Here is a 13,497-nt window from a genome sequence, read left to right as displayed (position 1 = left end):
CAGGCAGCCAAATACGGGTCAGTGCGCGAACAGACAAGAATCATGCGGCACTCATTGAAGTACCGGATGGCGATCGCCGCCGCAATTGTGGTTACGCTGGTATTTGTGGCACGCGCGGGGATTTCCCAGTGGTACGCCTATGGGCGCCTGAACGATCTCGTTCAGAGCCAGCAGGACACACTGGTGAGGCTCGTCGCCAACCAATTGGACGAGAAGCTCGAATCACGCGCAGTCGTGCTGCGACGGCTCGCCCACAACCTGTCGCCTGTGCTCGACGCACCCTCCGCCCGACAGCGCCAGCTTGCCGCCGACACCATCGACATACCAGAGCAATTCAACGCGGTCTTCATGGCATGGCCCGACGGCACACTCGCGTTCAGCACGGCGGTTCCGGATGGCGTCAAGATGACGATCGGCGACCGCGACTACTTCAAGGAAATCCTGCGCGGCTCCCCGTTTGTCGTTTCGGACCTGCTGCAGGGCAAACACAGTGCCGCCCCCGGCGTCATCCTCGCCGTGCCCCTGCTGAGTGCGAAGGGTGAACTGCGCGCCGTCGTCGGCGGCATCCTGAACCTGTCCGCGGACAACTTCCTGCGCGAGCTGGCAGGCAGCCGCATCGGCCTGACCGGTTTCTATTGCCTGGTCTCGGCCGGTCCGAATCCACGCTATGCCATGCATCCCGACAGCGCCAAGGTGCTCACGCCCGCACGCGCCTCGGGAGAATCCTGCGGCGCTGAACAGCCAGCCTCGCGCTGGGAAACGCTGGAGCCGCAGCAACCGGTCGTCGCACGCCACCTGCTGGCATCAAACGGGTGGGAGGTGATATCGGTCCTGCCCGCCAAGGAAGCCTACGGGCCGCTGCTCGAAGCCCGCCAACATGCCATCGTCATCGGCTTCGTTTCCCTGATCTTTGCGGCCGCGCTGATGTGGATGACGATCCGTTTCCTGTTGGCCCCGCTCGAACACCTGCATCGCGCCGTCAGGCAACTGGCCACGCGCCCATCCGCTGTGGCGGACCTGCCCGTCGACCGCGAGGACGAAATCGGCGAGCTTGCCGGCGCCTTCTGCGAGGTCATGCAGCAACTCTCCGAGCGCGAGGCGGCGCTCAAGGCCGCCAACGACAGCGCCGCAGCGAGCGAGAAGCGCTTCGTGGCCATCGCCAATCATGTTCCCGAGTTCGTCGCTTTCATCGATGCCAGCGAGCGGTTCGCGTTCGTCAATCAGGCCTATGCGCGACACTATGGTCTGCCGGCCGACCAGATCACGGGCCTTTCTGTGCGAGAACTCTGGGGCACACCAGACTACGTCGCCAACAAGCCCTACCTCGAGCGTGCAAGCACTGGCGAAGTCGTGACCTTCACGCGAGAAACGTCCGACGGCACCGCTCGGGAGATCACCTACCAGCCAGCGTGGAACGATACGCAGGACGTTCTCACCGGCCTGCACATGTTCGCCCGCGATGTGACCGGCGAACGCCTGAAGCTGCGCACGCTTGAAGCCCAGACGCTGTCCGATCACCTGACCGGCCTGCTGAATCGCAAGGGCTTCGACCGGCGACTGCAGGAAGCCATGGCGCGAGCAGACTCGGCAGATCACGGCGCCGCGTTGCTGCTGGTGGACCTCGACGATTTCAAGGCGGTCAACGACAGCTACGGCCATCCGGTCGGCGACCGCCTGCTCGTCGCTTTCGCCGAACGACTGCGCACCTGTGTACGTAGCGGCGATGCTGTGGCCCGAATTGGCGGCGACGAGTTCGCCATCATCCTCGAACACATCACCACGCCGAGTATCGTCGAACGCATCGGACATGCGGTCGTTCATGCGGCGCTACGCCCGTTCACGATCGATGGCCAGACACTCGTCTCGACGTGCAGCGTCGGCAGCGCGCTCCACCAATCAGGCCAGAGCGCATCCGTCAGCGAACTGTTCATACGGGCGGATATGGCCCTGTACGACGCCAAGCGGCATGGCAAAGCCTGCTACTCGGCGACCGGCCCCAACAAGGCCGCAGATATCGCTCCGCACGCGTAGCTGACGCGCCCCATTCGCAGCCCCGCCTCAGGCAACCGATAAGTCGTGCTCCGCTCCGGAAACAAGGGTCAGCTTTCTGCCAGAGACGCGCCTGACCACGTCAAGCAGCCCTGCCCGGCGCATCGCCTCGGCGAGCGTTGGGTCTTCGAGAACATGCAGGCCCAATGCGGAGCGCCAGACAAGTCGCAGGACCACCAGTCTTTCCAGCGCCCGCTCCACCTCGGCATAGTCGAGACGCGACGATGGCTCGCCTGACAGGGCGTTCATGACTCGCCGATAGGTTTGCATCGTTGGCGCGCTGAATCCGGCGAACATCTGTTTGCTCGTCGCCATGACGCGGATGATCGCGTCATCGAGCGGCGGCAGTTCTTCCAGCGTTCGCATGGCCGGCGCATGAACAGCGCGCATCTGTTCGTCGATCCGCCGTTCGAGCACCGCTGCCGCATCGCCCCCGACAAGGCCGTCCCCGCCCGCCGCAACCGCCGCGGACTCGAATAGCTCGGGACGATACGCCGCACGCGCGAACAGATGCGTCATGACATCGGCGTTCAGTACGTCGGAAAAGCCGTGCCGCGACCGGAACCAATCGATGTAGTCACGCCCCAGCACCGGAAAGATCCGTTCCGTCGCGCAGAAGAATGCCTCGCGCGAGCCAAGCAGCATGCGCAGCTTGACGTGATCGGAGCCCGTGGCGATGATGCGCAGGCCGTGATGGGCGAAGTTCAGTTCATCGCGTGCCGCCTTGAGCGCGAACATCGCGTTGTTGCCGCGCCGGGTGGCCATGCACTGCTGAGCTTCGTCGATGACCAGCGCAATGGGCCGCTGGACCTTGTCCGACAGTTCGGCCAGCGCATCGGACAGGGCAATGCCCTTGCCGAGCCCCACCCGGTCTATGGAGAAAGAAAAGCCTCCGAATCCGAACCGGTCCAGCCCCACGGCGCGCGCCGCTCTGGCAACGACTCCCTCATGCGCGGCCAGTGCCCGGCGCACGACGTCGACGATCACGTCGCCAGGATCGACATCGTTGTTTTTCCATAGATCCGCCACCAGAACCAGTGCGCCACGACGCTCGAGTGCCGGCTGAAGGTCCTCCCGCAGAAACGTGGACTTGCCCGTGCGGCGTGGCGCCGACAGGAACAACCCCGACCACGCCATGCCCGTCCGTGAATCGCCCATCAGCTCGTCGGCGAGTTCGGCCGCGAGCTGCCGCCGTCTGAAAATGCTTTCGGATACGTTGTTCATCATTGCCTCTGTCCATGGGATCCAACTGCGAGCGATTCTAGATAGCCATGGGAGGCTTTAGGGTGTCGAATATCGGAGTGCAACGCGGAAGTTCCAAACTGGCACAGATCCGGCACAAAACGAAACGGCGACGCAACAGCGCCGCCGTTCCTCCCTACAAGCCGAACACCCCGTTCAGCAACAATCAGCGCACGCGCCCTTCCTTCCACGCCTGCAGCAGCTTGTCATAGGCGATGGTTTCGCCCTTTGGTTTTTCATTGTCCAGCTTCTTCCACGGCGCATGCTCCGACGACAGCCACTTCGACGGATCGCTCTTCGGATTGAGCTTCGGCGCGCAATTCGCCATGCCGGCACGCTGCAGGCGGCCCATCACGTTGTCCATCTCCTCGGCCAGGGTATCCATCGCCACCTGAGGCGTCTTTTCGCCCGTCACCGCAGTGGCCACGTTCTTCCACCACAGTTGCGCCAGCTTCGGATAGTCAGGCACGTTGTTGCCAGTCGGCGTCCAGGCCACGCGGGCCGGGCTGCGGTAGAACTCGATCAGGCCACCATACTTGTCCGCGTTCTTGGTCAGGTACTCGTGGTGAATATCGCTGTCGCGGATGAAGGTCAGGCCGGTCAGCGATTTCTTCAGCGACACCGTCTTGGACGTCACGAACTGCGCGTAGAGCCAGGCGGCAGCCAGACGGTTCGGATCGGTGTTCTTGAAGAAGGTCCACGAGCCGACGTCCTGATAGCCGTTCTGCATCCCCTGCTTCCAGTACGGGCCGTACGGCGACGGCGCCATGCGCCACTTCGGCGAGCCATCGGCATTGACCACCGGCAGGCCCTTCTTGGTCATGTCGGCCGTGAACGCCGTGTACCAGAAGATCTGCTGCGCCACCTGGCCCTGGGCAGGCACCGGGCCCGCCTCGGAGAAGGTCATGCCCATGGCCTGCGGCGGCGCGTACTTCTTCATCCAGTCGATGTACTTGGTCAGCGCGTACACCGCGGCCGGGCTGTTCGTGGCGCCGCCACGCGAGACCGACGCGCCAACCGGCGTGCACTTGTCCTCGGCCACGCGAATGCCCCACTCGTCCACCGGCATACCGTTGGGCAGCCCCTTGTCGGCCGATCCGGCCATCGACAGCCACGCATCGGTGAAGCGCCAGCCGAGCGACGGATCCTTCTTCCCATAGTCCATGTGGCCGAACACCTTCTTGCCGTCCAGTTCCTTCACGTCGTTGGTGAAGAAGTTGGCGATGTCCTCGTAGGCGGACCAGTTGGTCGGCACGCCCAGGTCATAGCCATACTTGGCCTTGAACTTCTCCTGCAGGTCCTTGCGCGCGAACCAGTCGGCGCGGAACCAGTACAGGTTGGCGAACTGCTGGTCCGGCAGCTGGTAGAGCTTGCCGTCCGGCGCCGTGGTGAACTTCGTCCCGATGAAGTCCTTGATGTCGATGCCGGGGTTCGTGTACTCCTTGCCCACGCCGGTCATGTAGTCGGACAGCGGCAGGATCGCGCCATAGCGATAGTGCGTGCCGATCAGATCCGAGTCAGAGATCCAGCCATCGTAGATCGACTTGCCGGACTGCATCGACGTCTGCAGCTTTTCCACGACATCGCCTTCCTGGATGATGTCGTGGTTGACCTTGATGCCGGTGATTTCCTCGAAGGCCTTGGCCAGCGTCTTGGATTCGTACTCGTGCGTGGTAATGGTTTCGGACACCACGTTGATCTGGGTGACACCCTTCGCCTTGAGCTTGGCGGCGGCGTCCATGAACCACTTCATTTCCGCCATCTGCTTGTCCTTGGACAGCGACGACGGCTGGAACTCGTTGTCTACCCACTTCTTCGCGGAGGCCTCGTCGGCCCAGGCCGCATGACCGCAAGCCAGCGCGGCCGCAAAGGCCAGGGCCGACATCCCCAACTTCACGCGCTCTTTCATCTGTGTCTCCTCATGAACCCCTTCCCCGGCTCTCTGTAATTGGGTTGCGGCCCTGGGGAAGGGACAAGATCTCGCAGCCCACATCAGCAAAATCCGCGTTGCGCCGGAACACTAGCCCCGGCGCATGATCAGCAGCAGCACCAGAGCAGAGACGCCCGCGCTGATCCATATCGATGGTTCTTCGGCCAGTTGCAGCCAGCTCTGGATCTTTTCACCCAGCCCTACCCATGCAAGGTTGACCCACGCCGCGCACATCAGCCCGATGAACAGGCGGTCGCCACGCGTGGTGGCGATCGGCAGGAAGCCCTTGCGCATCACCGTCGGCGTACGGGTTTCCCAGATCGTCATGCCGATCAGCATCACCACCACCGCGGCAAAGAACACGGCCACGGGCGTGGTCCATACCATCCAGCTCAGCATCGGTGCCTCCCTTAAACGCGGCCCATCGCGAAGCCTTTCGCGATGTAGTGCCGCACAAACCAGATCACGATGGCGCCCGGCACGATGGTCAGCACGCCGGCCGCGGCCAGCACGCCCCAGTCCATGCCGGACGCCGACACCGTGCGCGTCATCGTCGCAACGATCGGCTTGGCGTTGACGGACGTCAGCGTCCGCGCCAGCAGCAGTTCCACCCAGCTGAACATGAAGCAGAAGAACGCCGCCACGCCCACGCCGGCCTTGATCAGCGGCAGGAAGATCGTCAGGAAGAAACGCGGGAACGAGTAGCCGTCAACGTAGGCTGTTTCGTCAATCTCGCGTGGCACGCCCGACATGAAACCCTCCAGGATCCACACCGCAAGCGGCACGTTGAACACAAGGTGCGCCAGCGCCACGCCAAGGTGTGTATCCATCAGCCCGATCGTCGTGTAGAGCTGGAAGAACGGCAGCAGGAACACAGCGGGCGGCGTCATGCGGTTGGTCAGCAGCCAGAAGAACACGTGCTTGTCGCCGATGAACTGGTAGCGCGAGAACGCGTAGGCGGCCGGGAGCGCCACGCCGATCGATATCACCGTATTCAGGACCACGTAGATCATCGAGTTGATGTAGCCCGAGTACCACGACGCGTCGGTGAAGATCGTCACGTAGTGCTCGAGCGTGAACGATGCCGGCCAGAGCGAGAGTGTCGAGACGATCTCCTCGTTGGTCTTGAACGACATGTTCACCATCCAGTAGATCGGCACGATCGCGAACAACAGGTAGGTAGTCAGGAATACGGGCCGCCACCAGCTGGCGCGCTGGCCCGGAAGCACGTGCTCAGCCATTTGGAATCTCCTCGGCGCCCGCCGTGCCGGCGCGTTGCATCCAGTTGTAGAGGATGAAGCAGGTCAGCAGGATGATCAGGAAGTAGATGATCGAGAACGCCGCGGCCGGCCCCAGATCAAACTGGCCCACCGCCTTCTGCGTCAGGTATTGCGACAGGAACGTGGTGGCGTTGCCCGGGCCACCGCCGGTCAGCACGAAAGGCTCCGTGTAGATCATGAAGCTGTCCATGAAACGCAGCAGCACCGCGATCATCAGCACACCGCGCAGCTTCGGCAACTGGATGAAGCGAAACACCGCGAAGCGCGATGCGCCGTCGATCTGCGCCGCCTGGTAGTAGGCATCCGGGATGGCCCGCAGCCCCGCGTAGCAGAGCAATGCCACCAGGGGTGTCCAGTGCCACACGTCCATGACGAGCACGGTAACCCAGGCGTCGAACGCGCTACCGGTGTAGTTGTAGGCGAAGCCTAGCCCGTCGAGCGCGGCCCCGAGCAGGCCGATATCGGTACGGCCGAAGATCTGCCAGATCGTGCCGACCACGTTCCAGGGAATCAGCAGCGACAGTGCGATGATGACCAGCGTCGCTGATGCCTTCCAGCCCTTGGCCGGCATTGACAGCGCCAGCAGGATGCCGAGCGGAATCTCCACGCACAGCACGGCCAGCGAGAAACCAAGCTGACGGAACAGCGCGCCATGCAGTTCCTCGTCTCGCAGCACGGTGCGGAACCATTCGGTGCCGACGAACACCCGCCGATCAGGCGAGATGATGTCCTGCACCGAGTAATTGACGATCGTCATCAATGGCAGGATGGCCGAGAACGCCACGCACAACACCACTGGCAGCACCAGCAGCCAGGCCTTCTGGTTGACGGGCTTCATTGGACCAGTTCCTCGTTGACGTAGAAGCAGGTATGCCGGTTGAACACTGACAACCACGCGGTATCGCCAGCGCGCAGATGCGCGGCCTCGGTTCCCAGCCGCGCGCGCAGGGTCGCGGCTTCGCCGTGGTCTACCGTCGAGGACACCAGCCAGTACGTGCCGATATCCTGCGCGCGCTCCACGCGCACGGGCAGCGCTTGCGGATCGTTGCCGGCTGCCAGCTTCAGGTACTCCGGACGCACGCCGACCTTGAAGGTGCCGGCAGCCTGCAGCCTCGCTGCCACATCTGGCGACAGGTCGGGCGCGTAGCGCCGCCCCGCCATCTCGATGCCGCCATCGCGCCATTGGCCCTGCAGGAAATTCATGCCGGGCGAGCCGATGAAGTGCCCCACGAAGGTGTGCGCGGGCCGCTCGAACAATGCATCGGCCGAGCCCACCTGCACAGCCTTTCCACGCGACATGACCACAACCTGATCGGCAAAGGTCAGTGCCTCGGTCTGGTCATGGGTCACGTAGATCAGCGTCAGGCGAAACTCGTGGTGGATCTCCTTGAGCTTGCGACGGAGTTGCCATTTCAGGTGCGGGTCAATCACGGTCAGCGGCTCGTCGAACAGGATCGCCGATACGTCCTGCCGCACCAGACCACGACCCAGCGAGATCTTCTGCTTCGCGTCGGCAGCCAGCCCGCTGGCGCGGCGGTCCAGCGACGCCGAAAGGTCGAGCATTTCGGCCACGCGCCCCACCCGCTCCTTGACCTGCGCGGCCGGTACACCGCGATTGCGCAGTGGGAACGCGAGGTTCTCGCCGACCGTCATCGTGTCGTAGATCACCGGGAACTGGAATACCTGGGCGATATTGCGAGCCTGCGGCGAATCGCCAGTCACGTCCTTGCCATCGAAGCTGATCGTGCCTTGCGAGGGACGCAGCAGACCAGAGATACAGTTCAGCAACGTAGTCTTGCCGCAGCCTGACGGGCCCAGCAGCGCGTAGGCACCGCCATCCTCGAACGTGAAATGTAGTGGCAGCAGCGCGTAGTCCTCATCCTTCTGCGGATTGGCGACATAGGCGTGCGCGAGGTCGAGATCGATACGTGCCATATCAGGCTCCCGACTCGGTGATCGCGGCGACCGGGCCCGCCGATGCCGGCGACATGCCTGGACGGCGCGGCGCGTGTATGCGATCGCCGTCCGCGTTGAACAGGTAGATCTGCGCTGGCTCGATATGGAGCGACAACTGCGCGCCCAATTCGAGATCGCGCACACCAGTAAGCTGGGCCACCAGATTGCCGGCGGGTGTATCGACATGCACGAACGTATCCGAACCCGACAGTTCGGCCAGCGCCACCCTTCCCGGCACAGCCACGGCCTGTGGCACGGCATCAAGCCGGAGCGCGCCAGCACGCACGCCCACCGTTACCGGCCCATCGGCATGAGCCACGTCTGGCATCGGGATTGAAATGTTGCCGGCCAGCACGACGCGGCCATGCGCCAGCACACCTTCGAGAAGGTTCATCGGTGGATCGCTGAAGGCGCGCGCCACGCGCAGTGACGCCGGATAGTGGAACACCTCCGGCGTCGGGCCATATTGGAGCAACTCACCAGCATCGAGCACTGCGGTATGGCCACCGAGCAGCAGCGCTTCGGCCGGCTCGGTAGTGGCGTAAATCACGGTGGCATCGCCCTGCGCGAAGAGTTGCGTCAGTTCCTCGCGCAGTTCCTCGCGCAGCTTGTAGTCGAGGTTGACCAGCGGCTCATCGAGCAGCATCAGCGGCGCATTCTTGGCCAGCGCGCGGGCCAGGGCCACACGCTGCTGCTGGCCACCAGATAGCTCCGAGGGATACCGGTCGAGCAGATGCTCGATGTGCAGGCGCCCCGCCAGCGAGCGAACACGCGCGTCGACGTCGGCCTGGCGATCCCGGCGCAGCCGCAACGGCGATGCAATGTTGTCGAAGACGCGCAGCGACGGGTAGTTGATGAACTGCTGATAGACCATCGACACGTTGCGTTCCCGCACCGGCACGCCGGTCACGTCGGCGCCGTCTACCAGCACGCGGCCCGCGGTGGGCTTGTCCAGCCCCGCCATGACCCGCATCAGCGATGTCTTGCCCGCCTGGGTCGTTCCCAGCAGGATCGTGACGGCGCCAGGCACGGGGGCCAGCGACATCGGGTAAAGATAGGCTTGCGATCCCACGTGCTGCGCAATGCCTTCCAGGCTGAGCTGCATCCAGTCTCCAATATTCTTCTTGTGACAGCTCAGCCACTTCGAAAACCTGCGGCTGAAGCGCACTTTTCATAGCAACCCGCTCGTTTTAGCTCAAAAACGAACACAAAACAATACTGCGCCGCATCATTTGTTTTCGTTTCTGTTTGAACTAGAATGCCGGACATGACGCTCAATCCACGCCAGACCGCACTCCTCGAGGAAGTCCGCACGCAGGGCTTTGCCTCTATTGACGAACTCGCGCGCAAGTTCGGCGTGACCCTGCAAACGGTGCGCCGGGACGTCAACCTGCTGGCCGAGAACGGCATGCTGGCCCGGTTTCATGGCGGGGTACGGGTAGAGGGATCGACCACCGAGAACATTGCCTACCGGCAACGCCAGGTGCTGAACGCGGAGGGCAAGGCGCGCATCGCACGCGCGGTGGCGGCCGCCGTACCGGAAGGCTGCTCGCTGATTCTCAACATCGGCACCACGGTGGAGGAAGTGGCGCGCGCGCTGATCCATCACCGGGGCTTGCGGGTGATTACGAACAACCTGAATGTGGCCAATATTCTGGCCGACAACCCCGACTGCGAGGTCATCGTCGCCGGTGGCGTGCTGCGTTCGCGCGACCGCGGCATCGTTGGCGAGGCCACGGTGGAATTTATCCGGCAATTCAAGGTGGATATCGGCCTGATCGGCATCTCGGGCATCGAGGCCGACGGCTCGCTGCGCGACTATGATTTTCGCGAGGTCAAGGTGTCTCGCACGATCATGGAACACTCGCGCGAAATCTGGCTGGCGGCCGACGCCAGCAAGTTCAACCGGCGAGCCATGGTGGAACTGGCGCCGCTCGCGAGCATCGACCGGCTATTCACGGACGAGCCGTTACCCGCGCCTTTCGACACGATGCTGCAGGAAAGCGGGGTGGAATGTGTGGTCGCGGATCAGGAGTGAGGTGGGCTCACGTCTCGCGCTCCCTTCTCACGCTTGTGGGAAAGGGGTTCTGGGAGAAGGCGTTGGGGTAGTAGCAGCCAGGACGGGTCGCAAATTGAACCGCATGCCCTCTTCACCGCCCCTCTCCCCCGTTCGGGAGAGGGGAGAAAACCATTGCGGTTTTCGGTCCTTACTTGAACACCACCGTCTTGTGGCCGTTCAGCAGAATCCGATGTTCCGCATGCCACTTGACGGCGCGGGCCAGCGCCACGCATTCGACGTCGCGACCCACGGCGGTCAGTTGCTCCGGATCCATGCTGTGGTCCACGCGCTCGATCTCCTGTTCGATGATCGGGCCTTCGTCGAGGTCGGCGGTCACGTAGTGGGCCGTCGCGCCAATCAGCTTCACGCCGCGGTCATGCGCCTGGTAGTAAGGCTTGGCGCCCTTGAAGCTCGGCAGGAACGAATGGTGGATGTTGATCGCGCGGCCCTGGAGCTTGCGGCACAGGTCATCGGACAGCACCTGCATGTAGCGGGCCAGCACGACCAGGTCGATATTCTGCTCGCGCACGACTTCGAACACGCGGGCTTCCTGCGCGGCCTTCTGCTCCGCCGATGCGTTCATCAGCGGCAGATGGAAGAACGGCACGTCGTAGGACGCGGCGAGCTGATAGAAGTCACGATGGTTCGAGACGATCGCCGCGATCTCCACCGGCAGACCGCCAACCTTGGCGCGGAACAGCAGGTCGTTCAGGCAGTGGCCAATCTTCGACACCATGATCATCACGCGCGGCTTCACGGTCGCGTCGTGGACCTCCCACTGCATGCCGAACTGGTCGCCCACGGGGGCAAACGCGGCACGAAGCTCGGCCAGATCCGGGCCGCCCGGCGCGGCGCTGAAATGCACGCGCATGAAGAATCGGCCGGCGAAGGCGTCACCGTACTGGTCGGAGTCAACGATATTGCAGCCGTGCTGGAACAGCAGGCCGGATACGGCGTGAACGATGCCCGGCTGGTCCGGGCAGGAAAGCGTGAGGATAAATCCGGTGGAACTCATCGTATGCGATTCGGAATTGAGCGGGCCGGAACCGTGAAAGCCTCGATTCAGGGCTGGACACCGGCCCAGCCGCGTCGGCAGAGGGCATCCAGCGTCACCAGCGTGGCATCGACGGTCATGGCGCAATCCGCCATGATAGCAAGCAATGCCTCCGGATCGATATGGCGGTGCTCGGCCACTTCGCCGTCGCGGTTATGGGGAACGAAGTCGGCGGGCAGCACGAGGTCATATACATACACACGCTCCCACTGCACGCCTTCGGGGATTTCACGTAGCACATCGATCACCCCGTGGGCCTCGGCCTGGGTAGCCAGAGTGGGCGGAATCCCCGATTCCTCGTCGCATTCGCGCACCAGTGTTTCCAGCGGATCACTGCCGGCCGGCATGCCACCGGCTACGAGGTTGTCCCACATGCCCGGGTCCACCGCCTTGCGCGGGCTGCGGCGCGATATCCATAGCGCCCGCTGGCCGGCCACGATCCCGTTCATGTGCGACGCGAACGTCAGCAGCCCCAGGAAGCGGGCTGCCGCACGCTCGATCACGGCCAGCGGCTCGGCTTCCAGCGCCGGCGTCACCGCGAACAGCTCATTGCGCCAGCCGCGCACATGGCCGGCATCGGCCAGTTGGGTGGCCAGCATCGACAGCGCCGCATTGCGCGCGGGCACCGTGGTACATCCGGGCAGCAGCGTGATGGCGCCCTGCCCGTCAGGCTGGCCCAGCACACCATCAAACCCGGCGAGGATGCCTGCGTGCTTGCGCGGCAGCCAGCCCACGTGCCGCCCATCGACCATCAGGCGTAGGTGGGCAGCGGGATCAAAGGGACTGCGCGCGGCAACGCCGGCAGTGACTACGCTAACGATATCGGCTGGATCGGCGGGGCGGGAAGCTGTTTCGGCCATGGCTATTCAATTCAACACATCCGGATGGAACGCATGACATCCACGACCTCTCATCAGCCGCAGTACGTGCTGGCCCTGGATCAGGGCACCAGTAGTTCGCGCGCCATCCTGTTCGATCACCTGGGCAATGTCGTACGCATCGCCCAGCGTGAGTTTCGGCAATATTATCCGCATCCCGGCCACGTCGAGCACGACCCCTACGAGATCTGGCAGTCGCAACTGGCCGTGGCGCACGAGGTACTGGGCGACGCGGGCGTCAGCGGCACGCAGATTGCCGCCATCGGCATCACGAACCAGCGCGAAACCACGGTGCTGTGGGATCGCAAGACCGGCGAGCCGGTGGGGCGCGCGCTGGTCTGGCAAGACCGCCGCACCGCGCCGATGTGCGAGGACCTGCAGGCAGCGGGCCACGCGGAGACATTCCAGCGCAAGACCGGACTGATCGTCGACGCCTATTTCTCCGGCACCAAACTGCGCTGGATGCTCGACAACTACGAGGGCGCCCGCGCACGCGCCGAGCGCGGCGAGCTGGCCTTCGGCACCGTCGATAGCTGGCTGATCTGGCAGTTGACCGATGGCGCGCGGCACGTCACCGACGTTTCCAATGCTTCGCGCACGATGTTGTTCAACATCCACGATTTCCGCTGGGACGATGAGCTCCTGGGCCTGCTGGATATTCCACGCAACCTGCTGCCGGAAGTGGCGCCGTCAAGCGGCGAGGTCGCGCGCGCGTCGGCACGGCTGTTCGGCGTGGAGATTCCGATTGCCGGCATCGCCGGCGACCAGCAGGCCGCCACGTTTGGCCAGGCGTGCCTGCGGCCGGGCATGGCCAAGAACACCTATGGCACCGGATGCTTCATCCTGATGAACACCGGCGAAAAGCCCGTGACATCGCGCAACCGGCTGATCACGACCATCGGCTGGCAGATCGGCGGCAATACCCAGTACTGCCTGGAAGGCGGCGTATTCATGGGCGGCGCGACGATCCAGTGGCTGCGCGACGGTCTCAAACTGATCCACAGCGCCCCCGAGGTGGAGCCGCTGGCCCGCCAGTGCACCGCCACCGG

General features: G+C 63.8%; 12 protein-coding genes. 3 read left to right on the top strand and 9 right to left on the bottom strand.

Annotated elements, in window-relative coordinates:
- The first annotated feature begins 42 nt into the window (after window positions 1-42).
- Window positions 43-2,031: a diguanylate cyclase gene (locus D769_RS01960; protein WP_152414911.1), complete on the top strand. Its 1,989-nt coding sequence runs from the start codon at window positions 43-45 to the stop codon at window positions 2,029-2,031.
- 27 nt (window positions 2,032-2,058) lie between these two features.
- On the opposite strand, the gene D769_RS01955 is transcribed toward D769_RS01960, so the two are convergent.
- The 7 genes from D769_RS01955 to D769_RS01925 all read right to left on the bottom strand — a co-directional run bounded on the left by D769_RS01955 (window position 2,059) and on the right by D769_RS01925 (window position 9,562).
- Window positions 2,059-3,276, bottom strand: coding sequence for an ATP-binding protein (locus D769_RS01955; RefSeq protein ID WP_008641563.1), 1,218 nt, complete (start codon window positions 3,274-3,276; stop codon window positions 2,059-2,061).
- Window positions 3,277-3,457: 181 nt separating this feature from the next.
- A complete protein-coding gene (locus tag D769_RS01950; protein WP_008641556.1) occupies window positions 3,458-5,188 on the bottom strand; it encodes an ABC transporter substrate-binding protein in 1,731 nt (576 codons plus the stop codon).
- A 123-nt stretch (window positions 5,189-5,311) separates the two neighbouring features.
- Window positions 5,312-5,620 carry a DUF2160 domain-containing protein gene (locus D769_RS01945; RefSeq protein ID WP_008641555.1) on the bottom strand — a complete coding sequence of 103 codons (309 nt, stop codon included), beginning with the start codon at window positions 5,618-5,620 and terminating at the stop codon, window positions 5,312-5,314.
- 11 nt (window positions 5,621-5,631) lie between these two features.
- Entirely contained in the window at window positions 5,632-6,462 is an 831-nt protein-coding gene (locus D769_RS01940) for a carbohydrate ABC transporter permease (RefSeq protein WP_008641554.1), read from the bottom strand.
- Window positions 6,455-7,339, bottom strand: a complete 885-nt coding sequence (locus D769_RS01935) for a sugar ABC transporter permease (protein WP_008641553.1) — start codon at window positions 7,337-7,339, stop codon at window positions 6,455-6,457. The genes D769_RS01940 and D769_RS01935 overlap by 8 nt, the downstream gene beginning before the upstream one ends.
- Window positions 7,336-8,436: an ABC transporter ATP-binding protein gene (locus tag D769_RS01930; protein WP_008641552.1), complete on the bottom strand. Its 1,101-nt coding sequence runs from the start codon at window positions 8,434-8,436 to the stop codon at window positions 7,336-7,338. Before D769_RS01930 ends, D769_RS01935 begins: the two co-directional genes overlap by 4 nt.
- A gap of 1 nt (window position 8,437) precedes the next feature.
- The gene (locus tag D769_RS01925; protein WP_008641551.1) at window positions 8,438-9,562 is read right to left on the bottom strand and encodes an ABC transporter ATP-binding protein; all 1,125 of its coding nucleotides are present in this window, start codon (window positions 9,560-9,562) and stop codon (window positions 8,438-8,440) included.
- A gap of 162 nt (window positions 9,563-9,724) precedes the next feature.
- Here D769_RS01925 and D769_RS01920 point away from each other — a divergent pair, with 162 nt between their 5' ends.
- Window positions 9,725-10,495, top strand: coding sequence for a DeoR family transcriptional regulator (locus D769_RS01920; RefSeq protein ID WP_008641550.1), 771 nt, complete (start codon window positions 9,725-9,727; stop codon window positions 10,493-10,495).
- A 169-nt stretch (window positions 10,496-10,664) separates the two neighbouring features.
- On the opposite strand, the gene purU is transcribed toward D769_RS01920, so the two are convergent.
- Entirely contained in the window at window positions 10,665-11,531 is an 867-nt protein-coding gene (gene purU / locus D769_RS01915) for a formyltetrahydrofolate deformylase (protein WP_008641549.1), read from the bottom strand.
- 47 nt (window positions 11,532-11,578) lie between these two features.
- Window positions 11,579-12,430: an NUDIX hydrolase family protein gene (locus tag D769_RS01910; protein ID WP_008641548.1), complete on the bottom strand. Its 852-nt coding sequence runs from the start codon at window positions 12,428-12,430 to the stop codon at window positions 11,579-11,581.
- Between the two features lie 24 nt (window positions 12,431-12,454).
- Between D769_RS01910 and glpK the strand changes: the two genes are divergently transcribed.
- Window positions 12,455-13,497, top strand: a 1,043-nt coding sequence (glpK, locus tag D769_RS01905; RefSeq protein WP_008641547.1) for a glycerol kinase GlpK, incomplete at its 3' end; no start/stop codon positions are given.

Source organism: Cupriavidus sp. HMR-1 (genome assembly GCF_000319775.1).
GTDB classification, from domain to species: domain Bacteria; phylum Pseudomonadota; class Gammaproteobacteria; order Burkholderiales; family Burkholderiaceae; genus Cupriavidus; species Cupriavidus metallidurans.
This window is presented reverse-complemented; position numbering and strand designations above follow the sequence as displayed.